Annotated in this window: 15 protein-coding genes; 7 read left to right on the top strand and 8 right to left on the bottom strand. The window is 39.1% G+C overall.

The features are described 5' to 3' along the window. Nucleotides 1-102 precede the first annotated feature (102 nt). Both acs and folE read right to left on the bottom strand, forming a co-directional pair. Nucleotides 103-2,067, bottom strand: a complete 1,965-nt coding sequence (gene acs / locus FHG67_RS18965) for an acetate--CoA ligase (protein WP_004499661.1) — start codon at nucleotides 2,065-2,067, stop codon at nucleotides 103-105. Between the two features lie 116 nt (nucleotides 2,068-2,183). Beyond that, nucleotides 2,184-2,735 carry a GTP cyclohydrolase I FolE gene (gene folE, locus FHG67_RS18960; protein ID WP_002632959.1) on the bottom strand — a complete coding sequence of 184 codons (552 nt, stop codon included), beginning with the start codon at nucleotides 2,733-2,735 and terminating at the stop codon, nucleotides 2,184-2,186. A gap of 186 nt (nucleotides 2,736-2,921) precedes the next feature. Between folE and FHG67_RS18950 the strand changes: the two genes are divergently transcribed. Beyond that, entirely contained in the window at nucleotides 2,922-4,133 is a 1,212-nt protein-coding gene (locus FHG67_RS18950) for a glycosyltransferase family 4 protein (protein WP_036086544.1), read from the top strand. Between the two features lie 70 nt (nucleotides 4,134-4,203). Here FHG67_RS18950 and FHG67_RS18945 read toward each other — a convergent pair whose 3' ends face one another. From FHG67_RS18945 to FHG67_RS18925, 4 genes are all read right to left on the bottom strand, one after another. Further along, on the bottom strand, nucleotides 4,204-4,398 hold the full coding sequence (locus FHG67_RS18945) for a DUF1289 domain-containing protein (RefSeq protein ID WP_080634014.1): 195 nt from the start codon (nucleotides 4,396-4,398) through the stop codon (nucleotides 4,204-4,206). Nucleotides 4,399-4,403: 5 nt separating this feature from the next. Then, nucleotides 4,404-6,161: a cation:proton antiporter gene (locus FHG67_RS18940; protein ID WP_080634015.1), complete on the bottom strand. Its 1,758-nt coding sequence runs from the start codon at nucleotides 6,159-6,161 to the stop codon at nucleotides 4,404-4,406. A gap of 260 nt (nucleotides 6,162-6,421) precedes the next feature. Then, entirely contained in the window at nucleotides 6,422-6,967 is a 546-nt protein-coding gene (gene hpt, locus FHG67_RS18930) for a hypoxanthine phosphoribosyltransferase (RefSeq protein WP_004495039.1), read from the bottom strand. Beyond that, entirely contained in the window at nucleotides 6,964-7,473 is a 510-nt protein-coding gene (locus tag FHG67_RS18925) for a SixA phosphatase family protein (protein WP_002632945.1), read from the bottom strand. The genes hpt and FHG67_RS18925 overlap by 4 nt, the downstream gene beginning before the upstream one ends. A gap of 84 nt (nucleotides 7,474-7,557) precedes the next feature. Between FHG67_RS18925 and FHG67_RS18920 the strand changes: the two genes are divergently transcribed. The 4 genes from FHG67_RS18920 to mtnP all read left to right on the top strand — a co-directional run bounded on the left by FHG67_RS18920 (nucleotide 7,558) and on the right by mtnP (nucleotide 13,026). Further along, nucleotides 7,558-8,232, top strand: a complete 675-nt coding sequence (locus tag FHG67_RS18920; protein WP_061235247.1) for a hypothetical protein — start codon at nucleotides 7,558-7,560, stop codon at nucleotides 8,230-8,232. A gap of 779 nt (nucleotides 8,233-9,011) precedes the next feature. Beyond that, nucleotides 9,012-9,866 (top strand): bifunctional helix-turn-helix domain-containing protein/methylated-DNA--[protein]-cysteine S-methyltransferase, encoded by an 855-nt coding sequence (locus FHG67_RS18905; RefSeq protein ID WP_142499883.1) that lies wholly within the window; start codon nucleotides 9,012-9,014, stop codon nucleotides 9,864-9,866. Nucleotides 9,867-10,497: 631 nt separating this feature from the next. After that, nucleotides 10,498-12,066 carry a methyl-accepting chemotaxis protein gene (locus FHG67_RS18900; RefSeq protein WP_142499882.1) on the top strand — a complete coding sequence of 523 codons (1,569 nt, stop codon included), beginning with the start codon at nucleotides 10,498-10,500 and terminating at the stop codon, nucleotides 12,064-12,066. 96 nt (nucleotides 12,067-12,162) lie between these two features. Further along, nucleotides 12,163-13,026: an S-methyl-5'-thioadenosine phosphorylase gene (mtnP, locus tag FHG67_RS18895; RefSeq protein ID WP_002556553.1), complete on the top strand. Its 864-nt coding sequence runs from the start codon at nucleotides 12,163-12,165 to the stop codon at nucleotides 13,024-13,026. A 9-nt stretch (nucleotides 13,027-13,035) separates the two neighbouring features. On the opposite strand, the gene FHG67_RS18890 is transcribed toward mtnP, so the two are convergent. Then, nucleotides 13,036-13,860 carry an alpha/beta hydrolase gene (locus FHG67_RS18890; RefSeq protein ID WP_172616507.1) on the bottom strand — a complete coding sequence of 275 codons (825 nt, stop codon included), beginning with the start codon at nucleotides 13,858-13,860 and terminating at the stop codon, nucleotides 13,036-13,038. 6 nt (nucleotides 13,861-13,866) lie between these two features. Next, nucleotides 13,867-15,195, bottom strand: a complete 1,329-nt coding sequence (locus FHG67_RS18885; protein WP_004498608.1) for an alkaline phosphatase D family protein — start codon at nucleotides 15,193-15,195, stop codon at nucleotides 13,867-13,869. 170 nt (nucleotides 15,196-15,365) lie between these two features. Between FHG67_RS18885 and FHG67_RS18880 the strand changes: the two genes are divergently transcribed. Together FHG67_RS18880 and FHG67_RS22490 are read left to right on the top strand one after the other, a co-directional pair. After that, on the top strand, nucleotides 15,366-16,826 hold the full coding sequence (locus tag FHG67_RS18880) for an NAD-dependent succinate-semialdehyde dehydrogenase (RefSeq protein WP_026054548.1): 1,461 nt from the start codon (nucleotides 15,366-15,368) through the stop codon (nucleotides 16,824-16,826). Nucleotides 16,827-17,083: 257 nt separating this feature from the next. After that, a complete protein-coding gene (locus tag FHG67_RS22490; RefSeq protein ID WP_004497125.1) occupies nucleotides 17,084-19,744 on the top strand; it encodes a methyl-accepting chemotaxis protein in 2,661 nt (886 codons plus the stop codon). Nucleotides 19,745-19,879 lie beyond the last annotated feature (135 nt).

The raw sequence follows: 19,879 nt of genomic DNA, 5'->3' as shown, positions 1-19,879 counted from the left end.
AGAATCATTCATCTTGTTCAAACAAAGTTTATTGGAATTCGGCATAATGATTCGCTCATTTTTTACTTTCGTTTCGAAAGGGTTTCTATAGGAAATCCGATCTTAACTATGGAATTTCCTTTTGTCTTCGATCAACTTCTGAACCACCGACGGATCCGCGAGAGTCGACGTATCACCGAGCCCCTCGAATTCTCCCGAAGCGATCTTTCTTAAAATTCTTCTCATAATTTTTCCGGAACGAGTTTTTGGAAGACTTGGCGACCAATGAATCACATCTGGTCTCGCAATTTTGCCGATTACCTTTTCAACGGTTGCAACGAGCTCTTTTTTCAAGGCATCATTTGTCGTAACGCCTTCCTTTACGGTAACATATGCGTATATTCCCTGCCCTTTAATATCGTGAGGAAATCCGACTACAGCAGCCTCGGCGACGGATTTATTTTCAACGAGTGCGCTTTCTACTTCCGCACTTCCGATTCTATGACCGGAAACGTTGATCACATCATCTACACGACCAGTAATCCAATAGTAACCGTCTTTATCTCTGCGCGCTCCATCTCCTGTAAAATAATATCCTTTGAATTGAGAGAAATATGTATCAAAGAATCGTTTCGAATCTCCGTAAACTCCGCGCATCATCGAAGGCCAAGGACTCTTGATACACAAATTTCCGGAAGTTTCTCCTTTGTTATTTATTTCTTTTCCGTTATTATCCACCAATACGGGTTGAACACCGAAAAACGGTAAAGTAGCCGAACCCGGCTTTTGCGGAATAGCTCCGGGCAACGCAGTGATCATAATAGATCCGGTTTCGGTTTGCCACCAAGTATCTACGATCGGGCATTTTCCTTTTCCGATAATTTTAAAATACCATTCCCAAGCTTCAGGGTTGATCGGCTCTCCGACAGAACCCAGAAGACGTAAAGAACTCAAATTTCTTTTTTGAACATGAGTCAATCCTTCTCTCATCAAAGCACGGATCGCGGTCGGAGCCGTATAAAAAATATTCACTCCGTACTTATCGATAACGTCCCAAAATCTTCCTGCGTCCGGATAAGAAGGAACCCCTTCAAACATCACAGAAGAAGCCCCGTTGGACAAAGGACCATAAACTAAATAAGAATGACCCGTCACCCAACCTATGTCCGCAGTGCACCAATATGTGTCTTCTGGTTTGATATCGAATACATAATGAAATGTTAAATTAGCTCCCAGAAGATAACCGCCGGTAGTATGTAAAACTCCTTTCGGTTTTCCCGTCGAACCGGAAGTGTAAAGAATAAAAAGAGGATCTTCCGCATCCATCGATTCCGGTTTACAATAGGAAGGCAAATCGGGATCGCCGATCAAAAAATGATACCAATAATCCTGACCGTCTTTCCAAACTAGACCGGATTCGTTCCCTGTACGACGAACAACGATTACTGTTTTAACATTCTCTTTGGACTTTTCGAGAGCAAGGTCGACGTTCCTTTTGAGTTCAATGGGTTTGCCGCCTCGGAAACCTCCGTCGGCGGTGACGATTAACTTTGGTTTGCAATCGTCGATTCTGCTTTGAAGCGCTTCCGGAGAAAATCCACCGAAAACAACGGAATGAATTGCGCCAATTCGAGTACATGCAAGAATCGTAATGGCTAACTCCGGAATCATAGGAAGATAAACAAGAACCCGATCTCCTTTTTTTACTCCATATTTTTTGAGAACGTTCGCAAAACGATTTACCTCTCTGTAAAGGTCATAATATGTAAGAACCTTGGATTCTGAAGGATTATCTCCTTCCCAGATCAAAGCGGCTTTGTTTTTCAAAGGAGTACTGATGTGACGATCTAAACAATTGTAAGAAACGTTGAGCTTTCCGCCTTTGAACCACTCCACTTTTGCATTTTTAAAATCGTGGTTTAAAACCTTGGTCCATTTTTTAAACCAAGTCAGTCGGTTCGCTTCCCTTGCCCAAAATTTGTTCGGGTTCTCAATGGATTCTTTATAGAGAGATTTATAATCCTTAAGGGTAATGTTTGCATTCTTTTTAAATTCCGCGGATGGTAAAACTACTCGTTCTTTTGCCATAACTTTCCTCCGAATTCAGCAAAGAATGTTCTTTTTTTTCTCTTTGTCTACCAAATTGCGGAAAAGGAAAATTTGAACCTTTCTCTTAGGAAAATTGTCCGAAAGATATTGATTACTTAGGTGGATCCGGTACGAATGAGATCCAAAAACTCGGAACGGGTTACCATATTTTCTTTGAAAGCCCCTAACAGGCAAGAGGTGAAAAGTTCCGAATTTTGTTTTTCGACTCCCCTCATCATCATACAAAGATGTTTCGCCTTAATGACCACCGCGACTCCTTGGGGATCAAGAACTTCCTGAACGGCGTAGGCGATTTGTTCCGTGAGACGCTCCTGAACTTGAAGTCTTCTGGCAAACACATCGACGATTCGAGGAATTTTGCTGATCCCGATGATCTTTTTGTTAGGAAGATAAGCGACGTGAGCTCTTCCGTAAAAAGGAAGAAGATGATGTTCACAAAGAGAATATACTTCGATGTCTCGAACAAGAATCATTCCTTCCGTAGGTTCTTCAAAGATCGCTCCGTTGACAACTTTCGTAATGTCGACGTGGTAGCCGGATGTCAGAAAGTCGTAAGCTTTTTTCACTCGTTTCGGAGTGTTGAGGAGACCTTCTCTGTTCGGATCTTCTCCGATTGATTTTAGAATGTTTACGATATTTTCTTCCAAATTAAACTCTCTTCATTCGATTATCCCAATTGAATCGGGAGTCTTTTGGTTAGATTTCTTTCGGAGAATTCCGGATCGGTTTTTTAAATCTAACGCCTCATTCCCATTCTCGAAAGTGCCTATTGAATCTTCCATCGGATTTTCATTTTCTTGCAGATTTCCGACAGCGGGTAATTCTGTCTGATCATGAGGACCAAAAGAAAGGAAGTACAAAAAAACCGAGCTTTGGCGATCGGATTGGATGCGCGCATGATCGCTCATTCAGGGATTGGGATGAGAATCCGCGGTCTTTTGAAGTATCTCGGTCCAATTGCGTTGAAAGAGAATTTTCAGATCTATCTTTTTGGAGATGTAACGACGATTTTGAACGAAGGAATTTTATGTTATGAATTTTCCGATTTTGAAAAAAACCGAAGTGAAACTGAAACTTCGGATAATTCTTCTAAAAAAGAAAAGGATTTTTCTTATCCTGTAATTCGCTACCGCTCTCCGATCTATTCTCTTTCCGAGTTTTTAGGTCATCCTTTGATGGGAAGAATGGATCTTTTGGACATACCTCATTTCAATGCACCTTTGAGATATCTCAGAAAATCGATCGTGACAATCCACGATATCATTCCCTTTCGAATGAAGGAATTTCATTCGAGTTTTCTAAAACGGATTTATATGCAGGTCGTATTTCGTTTGCTTCGACGATTTTCAAAAAAAATCGTATCCGTTTCCGAATATACGGCAAAGGATTTGGAATTCGTTTTCGGTTTTTCTAAAGAGGAAATTAAAGTAATCCACAACGGAGTCGACCGATCCGTTTTTTATCCTGCGACGGCTACGGAGAAAAAAAAATTTCTAAAAAAATACGAACTCAAAGAGGGTTATTTACTGAGCGTAGGAATCGGAAAAGGCCACAAGAATTTAAACTTTGTTCTCAATGCTCTAAAACCTCTTTGGGATTCTAAGATTCTAAAAACAAAATGGGTGTTAGGCGGTGTTTCTGGAAAAATTCCCGATTATTTGCAAGCGGACATTATGGGTTATGAAAATCGAATTCTTCCCATGGAAAGACTGTCCTTGAACGAACTTCGTTGCCTTTATTCTTGCGCGGGACTTTTCATCTTTCCTTCAAAATACGAAGGTTTCGGATTTCCTCCTTTAGAAGCCCAAGCCTGCGGTCGTCCGGTGGTATCTTCCGATACAACTGTCATGCCGGAAATTCTTCGAGACAGTGTGTACTATTTTTCTCCGAATAAACCGGAAGAATTGCAAAGTCTTTTGAGAGATTTTTCAAAAAATCGAAACATCGTAAAAAACTTGATCATAAAAGGAAAAAAAAATTCCGCCAGATTTTCTTGGGAAAAGGCGGCTTTAGAAATTTTGGAGGTTTATAAAAGTCTATCCTAAAAATTTCGCAAAAAGAATAAAATGACAATCGAAAACACGTCATTCTGTTTTGAAACAAAGATTTAGAGTATTATAAATTACTTTTATTCGGTCCTTTGGAAAAAATCTCTTCTTTGCGAACTTTCAATTTCAAGAATAGATTTTCTCTTTCGGCATCGGAATAACGAGACCAGTTTCCGATTTCATCTATGGTTCTAAAACATCCCTGACAATAACCGGATTTAGAGTCCATTATGCAGATCTTATTGCACGGCGAACGAATCAATTTATTTACTTCGCTTTAACTTTAGATTTGGAAACAACTTGTTTCTTCAACGGTTTTTTCTTCGATTTAAGCGGAACGTTCGCGGTATCGTTTTTAGAATGATTTACGATCGTTTTCATTTCTTTAAAAAGAGACATTCCACTGATTCTTCCCGGTACGATCACATGAGCGGCGCCGCTTTTGACAAGAACTTCTGCTTCTTCTACATCGTCGGTGGTAAGAATGATAGAAGGTTGTGTGTGATGACAAATTCCTTTGATTGACTCCAAAAGTCTACGATTGGTTGTCCCTTTGAGAATCATATCAGAGATTGTACAAATTACATATCTTGCATCTTCGATTCCAAGGTGATGCAAAGTTTCCGGATTCGCGAGATCGCCGTAAGCCCAACGAATTCCTTTCGCTTCCAGAAATCCACGAAAGACGGGATTAAAATCCACAATTAAAATTCGATTGAGCCATTCCGGTTTTTCACGCTCTATCTCCTCTAAAAGACTTTGCGCAATTCTAAAATAACCAAGAATAACGATGTCTCTTTTCGGCCGACCGTTGGTATAGGATTCGGTTCTTTTTTCTTCTTTTAGACCGATTATTCCCAATAGCCTTAAAATGAATCTTGAAATCGGATCATTGAAAAAAATGATATAAGTGGAAACTACCGATGCGAGAATCATCGAAGTCAAAACTGTAGATTCCAATTCTTTACTGATGTGACCGTAACCCATTCCCAATGAGAGGATCACAAGAGAAAATTCACTGATCTGAGCCAAATTTAAACCGGTTACAATTCCGGCTCTAAGTCCTCTGCCGGAAAAATAAACCGGAGTCGCAACGGTGAGGACTCTGCTAAAAATTACAAACACTACCGCTACTAAAGAAACGCTGATAATCTGGATCGAAGGAATCGGAATTTTCATTCCAAGTGCAACGAAAAAGAGAGTGATGAAAAAATCTCGAATCCCCGAAAGTTTTGCGATAACGTCGGCTCCGTAAGGAAATGCGGCGATACTAATTCCCGCAATTAAAGCTCCCATCTCTTTGGATAGACCGGCCCTTTCCGCGAAACCGCAAAGTAAAAAACACCAGGCAATCGAAGTGATTAAGATAAGCTCCGGTTTGGAAGCCGCCGCTTGAAACAATCTGGATAAAAAGAATCTACTGATTAAAAATGAAACGCAGACTAATACCGAACCGACTCCAAGCGAACTTACAATCTTTAAAATCTGCGGATCCTGAAGACTCGGCTGAATACCCATAAAGATAATCGCCCAAATATCTTGTAGAACCAATACTCCGATTGTAAGGCGGCCCGCAATCGTACTCACTTCGAATTTGTCATGTAGAAGTTTGACCACGATCATCGTGGAACTGATGGCCAGTGCGATGGCGAAATATAAAAGATCGAACTTACCGCTGAAGTTAGCGAGAATTTCCCTGAAAAATAAAAGCCCCAACAACACACAGAACACAAACTGGACAATCCCAAGAATGAACATCGACTTTCCCATACGTGCCAGTTCTTTTAAATCAATTTCAAGACCGATGATGAACAAAAGAAGGATCAGTCCAATCTCGGAAATCAACTCTATGCTCTCTTCGTTAACGACAAGGCTTAAACCCAGATTCGGCCCAAGTAAAAGCCCTCCCGCTACATAACCCAAAATCAAAGGTTGTTTTGTAATCCTGGCTATGTGGGAGAAAAGTGTAGCAAAGATAATGCTCAAGGCTATATCATTTAAAAGGGAGAGTGACTGATGCTCCATTTACGGTTTGTCCTAAACTTTATTCCTTATCGCGTTTTAATTTTCACGACAAGTACTCGGTCTCCTATAAATCGCTCTGCATGCTAAGGTATGAAAGATTCTTAAAGTAAAAAACATTTTTTTTATCGATCTGACAAAAATCGGCATATAAAAGAAAACAGAAGAGGTGATTCGAAATTTTAAAACGACATTGTTCATAAGGAAACAATTCCTGAAAAAATGAATTATTTCCTTCAAATTCAAGGTATAATAAAAAAGTCTTAAACGGAAAATTGCCCTGTTTCCAAAACATGAATGTCTGGCAGGTTTCTGTATTTTCCGTCGAAATCCATACCATAACCCACGACGAACTCGTCTGAAATTCTCCAACCCACATACTTTACAGGGAATTCTAAGATACTCTTTCTTTCTTTTAAAAGAAGGGTTACGATTTCCAAACTCGCAGGATTACGGGTAAAGATATGTCGTATGAGATATTGAAGGGTAAGACCCGTATCTAAAATGTCTTCCACGAGAATCACATGACGATTGGAGAGGTCTGTATCGATATCTTTCAATAAATCGATATTTCCGGTTGAGGAAGTTCCGGAATAAGACCTTGCTTGAATGAAATCGATTTCTACCGAAAAAGAAATCGCTCTTGTTAAATCTGTAAAAAAGTACACTCCGCCTTTTAATACACAGATAAAAATCGGATTTAACTTTTTATAATCCTTCGTTATTTCGGAAGCTAGAAATTTTACTTTTTGAGAGATCTGCTCTCGACTAAAACAAGGACGTAAAATATTTGAATCGATCTCGTTCATCTGGGTATCCAGAATTGAATTATTTTTCCGGGAACTTTGCCTAATTCTTCCCAAGATTCCGTTTCAATTTGTATACTGAGAAAACCCGACGTAGGAAATTTAAGAAACACGGATTCGGAGAGTGATGGGTCTTCATTACCTCGAATGAGTCGATTTGCAATTTCTTCGATTCCGGGATTATGACCTAATAAAGCCACATCTTTGAATCTTAAATTTAACCCTCTGATCATTGTTAGAATGTCTTTGCTATCCGACTCATATAATTTTTCTGTGATTTTCGTTTCAGAAGATAGAGTTCGATCTTTAGTTATAATTTTGTAAGTATCCACAGTTCTTTTGGAATCTGAAACTAAAAAGAGATCGATTTTGAATTCTATCTTTTCTAAATATTTTCGAAGAGATCGAGCGTTTTTCTTCCCTTTTTCGGAAAGAGGTCTTCCGTGATCGGATTTGAATCCCGTTTTCCAATCCGACTTAGAGTGCCTGAATAAATGGATTTGTTTCAATGAATTTTGTCTCTCTTTTTACTGTTTTGCGGTCAACTTTAAATTCATTGACAAGATATAAAAGAGAAGGTTAATAATGAGGCTATGAAAGGTGTCTTTGCGTTAGCAAGAATTACTTTACTCATTTTAATACCGACATTGTTAGACGCACAATTGATAGGTCCCCCCGATGAGGAAAAAGCGAAAAGAGACGTTCAAACTCATTGGCTTAAAAGGAACGCTGGCGATAAGATTCAATCCATCGAAAGTAACGGAGAACCCGTTCTCATCGAAAACTCAAAATCTAACGCGGATATTTTATACAAATTTCCGTTTTTAGTTACGGTAAAGCACAAAGATGGTAGCGTAACGCGTACCGAAGTTGGAGCGAACTATATTTTTATTCGTACAAAAGGTTGGTTATTTTCAGAATTAGGATTCGGCAAAAATATAATTCTTTCCGATCCGGGTAGGGAATCTCCGGACAAAGAAACCGTTCTTAAATTGATTGAGGAAAGTTTACTCCAGGATCGATGGAAGGGAAAAACGATCGAAAATCTAAAAATTGGCGAACCGACAGCTGGAAGTGATTTGGAAACGCATTGGTATCGTTATTCGGGAGAATACGAAGTTTCAGACCTTAATATTCGTTATATCTGTTCGAATCTGATTGTAAAATTATTCAAAGAGGATTCATCCGCGACAGACTGGAAACTAGATTGGAAAGAAAAAGGAATCTGTAGACAAATCGCCGGAAACTTGAACGAAACTTCTCCTTGAAAATATTGCATTCTTAACTTTTACTCCGCGGCTAAAATTTCTATTAAAATATTCCGATCTTTGTTTGGTTAGTTTACTGATCCTTATAAAATAGAGTACCGTTGATTTGAGCACGACCCCCACGTTTAGACGCAAAACTTTAGGCGCTCTATTCTGCAGAGATAAGTAGTATTCAGGACCAGATACAACAAAGACATTTTTATTTTCAATCGAGATCGTTCTTCCCAATACCACAGAAGTGTTTGGAACCAAATTTTTTAGTATCTACTGAGTATTCTTTCTCCGCAAACTCGATCATCTTCTCTTGAAAGTCGATCTTCATCTGCTTTTTAGATGTCAATGTATAGAAATCAGGTTCAATTACTTTTCTGTAAAGTCTTAACACCTATCCACCGACATCTAAAACGTTCCCACATTTTTATGAAACTCAGACGTTTTGCTTTCTCTTAGCGCTTGGTGGGATTTGGGAAAATTCTAGATCTTTTAAGCTAGATATTTGTCGGGACAGTTAAAAAGAATGGTTAAAATCGGAACAAGATTTGGGAGTAGATTCTTGAGGAGAATCAGCATTTGAAAAAGAATGAACTGGTTAGAAACGTTGAGAAGTCAATACGATTTTAATTTGAGTCGTAACTAAAATGAAAATTTATAGGAACTCATACAAGAAAATTTAAGAACGACAAAGGCGACGCTAAAAAACAAATTGAGGAATTCCAAAATATTCTAAAAACAGCAAGGATCGGGTTTTAAAAATTTGACTTTCGGATAATATTCTAAATATGGAACATTACAAAAAAATCGCAGAAGCAATACGGTTCATACAAAAACACGCTGTTTCTCAACCCGAATTAGATGAAATTGCAAAGTCCGTGAACTTGAGTCCGTTTCATTTTCAAAGGCTTTTTACCGAATGGGCCGGTGTCAGTCCGAAACAATTTTTGCAATATCTTACGTTGCAAAATGCAAAATCCATACTTTCCAAACCCCAAGCGACTCTGTTCGATGCCGCATATGAAATTGGTTTGTCAGGAACGAGTCGATTGCACGATCTATTCGTGAAAATCGAAGGAATGACTCCCGGAGAATTTAAAAACGGCGGAGAAAAACTCAAGATTCGATACAGCTTTCAGAAAAATGTTTTCGGTGATTACGTAATCGCTTCCACAGAAAAAGGGATTTGTAATTTATACTTTTATGATGTTTCTAAAGAACGGGTGGTTTCCGAACTAAAAGAGCAATGGAATAAAGCGAATCTAATTCAGCAAACGGACGAGAATCAAAGTCGAGTCATTCGCTTTTTTGATAAAACATTCGACGGAAAAGAAAAAATCGAACTTCATCTTAAAGGAACCGATTTTCAAATCAAGGTTTGGGAAGCCCTTCTTAAAATTCCGGAGGGCCAGTTGTCTTCTTACACGGATATTGCGAACTCCATTGGACAAGAAAACGCATCGAGGGCTGTCGGAACTGCGATCGGAAAAAATCCGATCGGATATCTGATTCCTTGTCATCGTGTGATCAAAAGCACAGGTGGCATCGGAGAATATCGCTGGGGTTCCGAGAGAAAAATGGCCATGATCGGTTGGGAAATAAGCAAGAGCGAGACGGACCATTTAGTTTCGGGCGTATCCTAAAATGGTGCAAAATTTGATTATAATCTTTACGAGAGTCTTTGAAGGAATTATGAAATTTTCTTTTATCAGTAATTCCAAAATCGAATTTTCAATCCTATAAAATAGGCGAGGTTGTAAAACTTTGATTTCTTCCTTGTTTGTCTGTCGTTTTTAGAAGCTATCTCAAGAATATCTTAAAATAATTGGGATCGACGTTTTAAACAAAGATAAAGTATTTTTGAGATAGCTTCTAAAACGATAAAAGATACTACTGATCCCTATAAAATAGAATACCGTTAATTTGAGTACAGATCTCACGTTTAGGCGTAGAAATTTGAACACCTTATTATGTGGAAATGAGCAAAGAGATAATTTTTGCGGAAATGTTTCTCATTTAGAGTCTCTATAAATGTGTACGCGATTATTTTGAATTTATTTATGGGCTAATTGCTTTGATTCCTTACCTTCTGAAAGTTTTTTTCCAATTATTTTCTAGCTGGAATAACCAAAATTCTAAACAAATATTAAGAATGAATGTAAAAATTTCACCACTCTAAAGTCGTAATTTGTCCTTTTATAATATGGGTATTGGATTTCTAAAAAAGTTCCTACTTTTCATTTACTTAAATTAAATTTTGTAAAGGTTTGGTTTATGTCCAAACAATCTATAGAATCCATTCGTAAGAAAGGAGAAACGCTTACCTATTACGCCAGGATGGGAATTATGATTATGATGCTGCTTTCCTTGGCGTCGAGTTTTAAAGCTCTTCAGACTCAGGTTAGGGTGATTCATACTTGCGGCGCGTTAACTATGCTTATTTACTCGATTTTAGGTTTTATCCTATATAAAAAGTACGAGATTAAAAATTGGGTTCATGATTTATTCATAATATTAGATTCTCTTACACTGAGTATGACGATTTTTTTGGATAGTATGGTTTCTGCGGAAATCATTGCGCCCGTTCTCAAAAATGCGATTCTCTATTCCGTTTATTATTTTATTATCGCTTATTCCGGTTTGTTAGGAAAACCCAAGTTTGTACTGATTACGGGTTTGATTTCTTCTATAGGTTATGCGATTGCGTTGACAAATGCTGTATTCCACGGTCTTCAATTTTCTGAGGACAACGTGATTAATATGCAGCCAGGCTATATTAAACTCAGCGCGGAAATCACGAAGGTTGTCTTTATGATGGGAGTGAGCTTTATTCTTTATCGTTTGATGAAATTGTTTGACGACTTATATCAGGAAGCAACTTCCTATTTTCAGGAAAATAAACAATTCCTAAATAAGTTGGAGGATAACAGAAAGGTAATTCATTCTTCGGCGGAAACATTGGAGATTTCGGTGACTGACTTTTCGGAATTTACGAGTTTAACCAGCGCGAAAATGGAATCGCAAGCGGCTTCCTTGGAAGAGGTCAACGCAGTGATCGAGTCCTTATCGAACGCTTCGGAGAAGAACGTGGACTCGATTCGAATTCAAAACGAGAATCTGATCGAACTGAATCAAAAGTCTCAGGTTCTTTTGGATGTAATCGCAAAAATATCCGACCATTCCAAAGGTTTGGATACGAATGCGAGAGAAAGCAAATTGGAAATGGAAGTAGTGAAGAAGTCTGTTGAAAAGACCGGCCAATTCTTAAAGAACATTTCGAATTCGTTTCAACGTGTGGATGAGATCAATCGTATTCTTGGTGAAATCGCGAACAAAACGAATCTTCTTTCTCTGAACGCTTCTATTGAAGCGGCTCGTGCAGGGGCAGCGGGTCGCGGTTTTGCCGTAGTGGCTCAAGAGGTAAGTAAACTTGCGGAATTTACGGCTACGAATGCGAAAATAATTTCGAAAGTGGTTCAAGAATCTTTGGAGTTTATCGAAGAGGCGAACACAGCGTCTCTTGATACAGGTCATTCGACTGAGAATCAGAGCGTGAAAATTAATCTTACGGTATCTAAGATAGAAGAGATGAATGGTTTGTATGATCGTGGAACGACGATAATCAATGATTTTGTAAGGAATTTGGAGAGAGCGAAGAAATTATCTGATGAGTTATTTTCTTCCACAGAAGAGCAGATGACCGGTCACAAAGAGATGATGAAAGCGATGTTTGAGATTGAGAAGGAAGTGAACGAGATCACCCAGGAATCCGGAAAAATTCAAGATGGGATTTTGAAGATTAAAACTCAATCGAGTGATTTGAAGGCTTTGAGTGTCATTTAATCCGCTTTGTGAGGCACTTCCGATTTACAATTTAGGTCCTCTTTCCAAAACTGTCCTTGAAGAAATCGATAACTTTCTTTTCTAGGGAGCGGATTAATGCCACATAACGTAAAAGCGGCGATCATAGGCGGAACGGGACTCTACAGCTTGGATGGAATGGAATTGATAGAGGAAATTTATCCCGATACTCCCTGGGGAAAACCTTCCGACAAAATCAAAATCGGAAAATACAAAGAAAAGCTGATCGCGTTTTTACCGAGACACGGAATCGGGCATTTTCTTTCGCCGCCCGAAGTCCCAAATCATGCGAATATCTGCGCGCTCAAACAACTTGGTGTGGAAGAGATTGTCGCGTTTAGTTCGGTTGGAAGTTTGAGAGAAGAAATAAAGCCTCTCGATTTCGTTTTACCTTCTCAAATTATTGATCGTACTCGTTTAAGGAATTCGACTTATTTCGGAAACGGAGTGGTTGCGCACGCTCCGTTCGCGGAGCCATTTTCTCAAAACTTGGGTAAAAGAATTGAACAAACCGCTAAAAAGATCGGCTTGAAAATTCATACGAATAAAACATTGATTTGTATGGAAGGACCTCTTTTTTCCACAAAGGCCGAATCTCATCTTTATCGTTCTTGGGGTGCGGATATCATCAATATGACCGTACTTCCGGAAGCGAAGCTTGCTCGCGAAGCCGAGATTTCATACCAGATGATTTGTATGTCTACGGATTATGACTGTTGGAGAGAAGGGGAAGAATCCGTCACCGTTGAAATGGTGATTGCAAATCTTACGAAAAACGCAGAAACCGCTAAAAAACTTCTTTCCGAACTGATTCATGTGATCGGAAACGGGGACGATCTGAGTTTAAAAAATAGCACTCGGTATTCGATCATTACGACACCTGAAAAAAGAAATCCGGAAACCGTAAAAAAGCTCAAAGTTCTTTTTCCGGAATATTTTTAAACTGATCTTTTATCGGATTTCGTCTAAACTTTTTTTCAAGGCCCGGCGGTATTCCGGATAAAGGGCGAGGTCGTTATGCGAGCCGTTTGGGATCGTAAAAAGAATCACATCTTGATTGCGTTCTTTCAATTTTTTGAATATGATTTCCGAATTTGAATATGGAATGATTTCGTCTTCCGTTCCGTGGAAAATCCTGATTTTAGAATGTACGGTTTCCAATTTGCTCAGGTTCTGAAATTGAAAACGTAACATCCAAGTTTGTAGGAACGGATAATAATTTCGTGCCAGAGTCGGTAAATCCGTAAATGGAGTCTCTAAAAATAAATCAAGATCCGGATTCTTAAAAGCCAAGTCCGCCGCAACTCCTGTGCCGATAGAACGACCGTAGATTACGATCTCGTTTCTAGGAACCTTAATTTCCTGAAGTACGTAATTCAGCCACAACTCGGCATCTTCGTTCATCGATTTTTCGGAAATATTTCCCGAATTCTTTCCGTATCCTCGGTAGTCTGTGATTAGAATATTCCATCCGAAGGAAAGAAAGTCTTCGCTGATTCCTCCCCAAGTTCTCAAACTTCCCGCATTTCCGTGAAAGAATAAAACCGTTTTCTTAGAAATGTTACTTTTGGATGGGAAGTAAAGTCCGTAACTTGTTTCTCCGTCGGGGGTATTGAGTTGGATTTCCTGAAACTCGTTCGGAAAACGGAATACAAAATTTTCGGGAAGTTTTTCCGGAAAAAAAATCAGCCTGTCTTGGTTCCACCAAACGAGAATCAAAACCAGGAAAATAGCAGATAATAAGAATATAAAAATGGGATTCATAGATCTTTTCATAAAACATTAAGGAGTTGGAAGGATTTCTTTTTTCCAAAGCTCCTTTCCATATACGTCAAAAGTCTGTAGAACAAGTTTTCTTTGACCTCGTTTCCCGCTTACGGAAATCGTTCCAAAATTTCTTTTATCAACAAGGGTTCCTTCCACCCGTAAAGGGTTTTTTTCGGAAGGGGAATGATATCTGGAAGTTAATGGCGAAATTGTAAAATCATAAATCGATAAACCGTCTTCCTGGAGAAAGTTCAACTCCGTATGATGACGATCGCCCGTGAGGAAAATCAGATTTTTAATTTTTAAGTCTCGAATCGCGGAGAGAATTTTATTTCTTTCCTGAGGATATGTGGCGTAGTTCTCAAAAATAGGATTCGGATTTAAAAATTGTCCGCCGATCGCGACGAACTTAAATGTGGCTTTTGAATATGCTAAGGAATTTACAAACCACTGAAATTGTTTTTCTCCCAGAATTTGTCTCGGGCCGATTTCCTTGTTGTTATTTGCCGTTCTGAATGTTCGATTATCCAAGAGAAAAAATTGAACGTCTCCCCAAATAAAAGAGCCGTAGATACCCTCTTTTGCATAATTCGGATTTCCCCAGTGAAGTTTAAACATTTCTTCCGAAGTTTCCCTCATCCAAAAGGAGGAATCTGAGTCGTTCGGCCCAAAATCATGATCGTCCCAAATCGCGTAGTGATGGACCGATGCAAAAAGCGGAGCAAGCTCCGGAATTCCACGCTGATGTCTATAACGATGTAGAAAACCGGTTCTTGAATCCCAATCCGGTTCTCTCAGATAGATGTTGTCTCCAAGCCAAAGCATGAAATCCGGTTTTTTGGAAAGAATGGAGTTAAAGATAAAGTATTCACCGCCATAAGGTTTTCCGGGGACGTCAAATTCACTTTCATTGACATAAGCGCAACTTCCGAGTGCAAACGAAAATGAAGGCGGCTCTTGATGGGATCCATAGGCAAAAAATGATTGTGCTTGAAATATTTGCAGGTGTTCCCCTTTAATTCTTTTCCCATCCACGAGTAGATTGTAATTATAGCTTTTGCCGGGTTCGACGCGGTTTGCGATCAATTTTGCGATAAAACCGGTTTTATAATCCGTCTGTATTGTTTCAGAAATAAACTTATTCCTAGGATTTCCAATTTCAGAATATTCTAATGCAACTTTAGATGCCTGATCGGTTTGAATCCAGACTAAAACTTCCTTTAATGTGGAATATCCCAAAATCGGCCCGGAGACAATTTTGGCGGCCTCTGCGTTTATTTGAAGATTGAAAGCGAATAGAAGACAATAAAGAGCCTTTTTGTGTTTTAGAATTTTGAATTTCATAAACAGTATCCTTTTAAATGATTACATTGCATTGAGCGTAAAAAATCGGAATCCATTCGATTCTAAAATTTCAAAATGAAAAAAAGTTCGGATATTTGGAAAACAATTTTAACGGATTTTTCTTTCTTTTTCCGGTTTTGGAGAATATACAAAGAAGAAGAGGTGCGTCCTTGAGTTTGAAATTTCTTTATAGAAAAGAATTGTTTAAAGAAGAGGCTTTTTGGGGAGGATCCTGGAAGTCGGGATATCTTAACGAAAAGATTTCCGTAAACAATCCCGCAAGCCTTGATGTTTTGGGTTTCGTTCCTTCTTTGGGTTCCAAGGAAACTTCGGAGGCGATTCAAACTTCTGTACAGGCATTTTCGGATTGGTCAAACAGACCCGCAAAAGAACGCTCAATTCTCATTCGAAATTGGGCTGAAAAGATGAAAAAGAATCGAGAGGATCTTGCGATTCTTATGACCTTGGAACAAGGAAAACCTCTCGATGAGTCCAGAAGCGAGATCGATTACGCATTTTCCTTTTTGGAATGGTTTTCCGAAGAATCGAAACGCACTTACGGGGACATCATTCCAAGTCATAGAAAAGATACGAAGATCGAAGTTTTAAAGCAACCCGTAGGAGTATGCGGAATTTTAACTCCTTGGAATTTTCCTTCTTCGATGATTACTCGTAAAGCGGCAGCGGCTTTGGCCGTCGGTTGTACGGTAATTTGTAAACCTTCCGAGTTGACGCCATTCTCCGCGCTTGCGTTAGCCGTGCTTGCACAGGAGGCGGGAATTCCGGAAGGAGTCTTTCAAGTTCTAACGGGTTATCCCGAAAATATCGCGAACACTTTGATTGATCATGCTGACGTAAAAAAGATTAGTTTTACCGGTTCCACTCGTGTGGGAAAACTTATCATGGAAAGGAGTTCTAAAACTTTAAAACGACTTTCCTTGGAATTGGGAGGGAACGCCCCTTTCTTGATTTTTGACGACGCAAATTTGGAAGCCGCTGTCAAAGGAGCTATTCTTTCCAAGTTCAGAAATTCGGGACAAACCTGCGTGTGTGCGAATCGATTTTTGGTTCAAAAAGGAATTTATAAGAAATTTCTAGATTCATTTTCGGAAGCGGTCTTAAAATTAAAAGTAGGAAACGGATTTGAAAAAGATGTAAATATGGGTCCGTTAATCAATGAAGCGGCGGTTCGTAAGATGGAAATTCATGTTGAGAACGCAAAATCGACAGGAGCGAAACTCATCATCGGTGGGGACAGAATCGAACCTGATAAATTGTTTTTTTCTCCGACTATTTTTTCCGAGGTAAAAGAAAATTCTCTTTCGATGGAGGAGGAAATTTTCGGGCCGATCGCTCCTATATATCGATTTGAGTCGATTGAAGAGGCGATTCAAATCGCGAATTCTACGCCGTCCGGATTAGCGGCTTACGTTTATACGGAGGATTATCGAAAGATTAGACTTCTTTCGGAAAAAATCGAATCGGGAATGTTGGGAGTCAACGAAGGTCTCATTTCCAGTGAACAAGTGCCGTTTGGAGGTGTAAAAGAGTCCGGTTTCGGAAGAGAAGGATCCAAATACGGGATTCATGAATATCTTAACATCAAGTATGTCTGTATCGGCGGTTTTTAAGAGACAAATTGTCTAAGTGTTTGTGGTCGGTCTAAACCCGAGTTTCTTATCGTCCCTGTTTTGGAATGTTAGGGGAATTTGAATTTATGTCCAAACTACTCAACAAACCTAAACCGTAGGTTGAAACTACGACTCTTTGCAAATCTTTCGATGGCGCTCTTGTTTTTTAAATTCTTTTTATGTAAACAATATTGAGTATGGGTTTTCGAATTTCCTTGACGATAGTAGTTTGCAAAAGTTTATAGAATACCTATATTATGGATCTGATCTATTTAAATTATTTCTCTTTGGCTTCGTTAATCGGGATTCTTTTTATCGGATTCACTGCGTTCTTTTTTTTCTCCATTCAAGAAAAAGCGTCCGGCACGATTTATCTTAGTGTCGGTCTTTTATTTCTTGGAGTACTTCACGTCGGTTACATGGCAGGTTTTCCATTTTACTCATCGTGGTCCGTCTTTCATAGATGGATCATAATTCCTTCGCCCTTTTTGGGGACTTTATTTCTCGCAATGTTCTTTTTTCAATACCCGCAACCGGTTTCCAAAAAGATAATGATTCCCGCGTTTTCAATCGCTTTGTCTGGGGTAGTCATTATCTGTATTTGGTATTTTTACGAGTCTTTCTCCGCAAAAAGAGTCTTTTACTTTTCGGGTCATTATTGGGACTTTCAAGTTAACTTTTTCTATAAGGTTTATGCCATAGCCATCATCTTTTATACCTTTCTTTTCGTGGCAATCGGTACTTGGAGAATGATAACACTCAAAGGCAAGGACAGAATTATTACCGGAATCGTTTTAATACCCATGGCCCTGATTATTCTGATTCCGGGAGTGTTCAACGCTATGAGTCGAGATGGGGCGGTTTCCAGGGAGTTGTACCAAACGGTTTTGGACATTTCTCTTGTAACCGGTTTGTTTGTCGTGCTTGTAGGTTATATCAATTATACGAGTGAAAAAACTTCCATTCTTTCTAGAATCACTGGAATTACGCTCGCTACGTTTTTTCTAATCTTACAGATCGTAAGTATATTTATTTTCAATCAATATGAAGAATCGTACGACTTAATTAAAAAAACAGAGGTTAGACTTTCCGCAGCCGGTTTAGAAGCTTCCAAGGACTTGGAATACGTTTTCCAATACGATTCCGGGACGGATTCGATAACGTCCCTCTTTCCGGGAAATTCTCAGCAACCTGACGAATCCACGCTGAGAGAATTCCGTTTTTTCAAAATAGCTCATAGTCTTTTCGAACTTCCTTCTCTTCCCAATGGGGAATTTAAACAAAGTGTGGAAGATATATTAAAAAATTCCCCCTCCGGTTTCGATGCGTATAAAGCGGGAGTAAAAGATTATCTTTCTTCCAAAAACGAAGCTCAACTTTCAGGAAAGGACATAGAATCGTTTTTTGATTCTCTGCAAAATACATTAGTCGTGCTTAGGAACAAACACTTTCACTTACCTCCGAAGGAAAAAAACGATCCGGTTGCTTTGGATAAATTGTTTCAATCGAAAGTTCCAGGAATCGACGGATATCTAAGGGAGCTAAAAAAATTCGCGTTAAATCCGGATGTGACGGATTCTGCAACAAGGGATAAAATTTTCGATACTCTTCTGACACAAATAAGAAAGCCGGACGAAAGAACATACAAGGGGGAAAGAGTTTATGAATTAAACGGTCTGGTTCCCAAACATTATATTTCTTATTTTTACGTATCTGAAGGAAAAATTTATGAAGTAGGATTTCGATACGAATCCCTAAGGGAATATCTCCATCCTACCGGTAAAATCCTTTATGTATCCGTGCTTTGTATTTTGTTTCTTGTTTTATTCGGATTCCGTTTTTTCTTTCAAGGAGCTTTACTCAATCCTCTCGAAGAGGTGGTAGTCGGTTTAAGGGAGGCCAATTCCGGAAATTTAGAATATCGTCTTGAAGTTAAGGTGGAGGACGAAATCGGATTTATCGCTCGTTCGTTTAACAAAATGGCGCAGTCCATTCAAAACACAAGAAAACGACTGCATTCTTCGGCGGAAACATTGGATACTTCGGTGACTGACTTTTCGGAATTTACGAGTTTAACCAGCGCGAAAATGGAATCGCAAGCGGCTTCCTTGGAAGAGGTCAACGCAGTGATCGAGTCCTTATCGAACGCTTCGGAGAAGAACGTGGACTCGATTCGAATTCAAAACGAGAATCTGATCGAACTGAATCAAAAGTCTCAGGTTCTTTTGGATGTAATCGCAAAAATATCCGACCATTCCAAAGGTTTGGATACGAATGCGAGAGAAAGCAAATTGGAAATGGAAGTAGTGAAGAAGTCTGTTGAAAAGACCGGCCAATTCTTAAAGAACATTTCGAATTCGTTTCAACGTGTGGATGAGATCAATCGTATTCTTGGTGAAATCGCGAACAAAACGAATCTTCTTTCTCTGAACGCTTCTATTGAAGCGGCTCGTGCAGGGGCAGCGGGTCGCGGTTTTGCCGTAGTGGCTCAAGAGGTAAGTAAACTTGCGGAATTTACGGCTACGAATGCGAAAATAATTTCGAAAGTGGTTCAAGAATCTTTGGAGTTTATCGAAGAGGCGAACACAGCGTCTCTTGATACAGGTCATTCGACTGAGAATCAGAGCGTGAAAATTAATCTTACGGTATCTAAGATAGAAGAGATGAATGGTTTGTATGATCGTGGAACGACGATAATCAATGATTTTGTAAGGAATTTGGAGAGAGCGAAGAAATTATCTGATGAGTTATTTTCTTCCACAGAAGAGCAGATGACCGGTCACAAAGAGATGATGAAAGCGATGTTTGAGATTGAGAAGGAAGTGAACGAGATCACCCAGGAATCCGGAAAAATTCAAGATGGGATTTTGAAGATTAAAACTCAATCGAGTGATTTGAAGGCTTTGAGTGTCGTCTGATCGGATACAATCGCAACTTTGTCGAAGAACTTTTCAAGTTCGCTTCTTTTGTATCTGAATGATACATAATCTAACTTTTCTACGTTTCATAAAACAATACAAGTTATAGGTTGTATTAAAGTTGTCATTCTGTCC

The organism is Leptospira weilii (assembly GCF_006874765.1).
Taxonomy (GTDB): Bacteria; Spirochaetota; Leptospiria; order Leptospirales; family Leptospiraceae; genus Leptospira; species Leptospira weilii.
The sequence above is the reverse complement of the archived record's forward strand: the minus strand, read 5'-3'. Positions and strand labels throughout refer to the sequence as shown.

Excerpts from the sequence above, each read along its gene's own strand:
- FHG67_RS18920 (WP_061235247.1), top strand. The coding sequence starts at position 7,558 with ATGAAAGGTGTCTTTGCGTTAGCAAGAATTACTTTACTCATTTTAATA.
- hpt (WP_004495039.1), bottom strand. The coding sequence starts at position 6,967 with ATGAACGAGATCGATTCAAATATTTTACGTCCTTGTTTTAGTCGAGAG.
- FHG67_RS18900 (WP_142499882.1), top strand. The coding sequence starts at position 10,498 with ATGTCCAAACAATCTATAGAATCCATTCGTAAGAAAGGAGAAACGCTT.
- FHG67_RS18890 (WP_172616507.1), bottom strand. The coding sequence starts at position 13,860 with ATGAAAAGATCTATGAATCCCATTTTTATATTCTTATTATCTGCTATT.
- FHG67_RS18940 (WP_080634015.1), bottom strand. The coding sequence starts at position 6,161 with ATGGAGCATCAGTCACTCTCCCTTTTAAATGATATAGCCTTGAGCATT.
- FHG67_RS18905 (WP_142499883.1), top strand. The coding sequence starts at position 9,012 with ATGGAACATTACAAAAAAATCGCAGAAGCAATACGGTTCATACAAAAA.
- FHG67_RS22490 (WP_004497125.1), top strand. The coding sequence starts at position 17,084 with ATGGATCTGATCTATTTAAATTATTTCTCTTTGGCTTCGTTAATCGGG.
- mtnP (WP_002556553.1), top strand. The coding sequence starts at position 12,163 with ATGCCACATAACGTAAAAGCGGCGATCATAGGCGGAACGGGACTCTAC.
- acs (WP_004499661.1), bottom strand. The coding sequence starts at position 2,067 with ATGGCAAAAGAACGAGTAGTTTTACCATCCGCGGAATTTAAAAAGAAT.
- FHG67_RS18885 (WP_004498608.1), bottom strand. The coding sequence starts at position 15,195 with ATGAAATTCAAAATTCTAAAACACAAAAAGGCTCTTTATTGTCTTCTA.
- FHG67_RS18950 (WP_036086544.1), top strand. The coding sequence starts at position 2,922 with ATGAGGACCAAAAGAAAGGAAGTACAAAAAAACCGAGCTTTGGCGATC.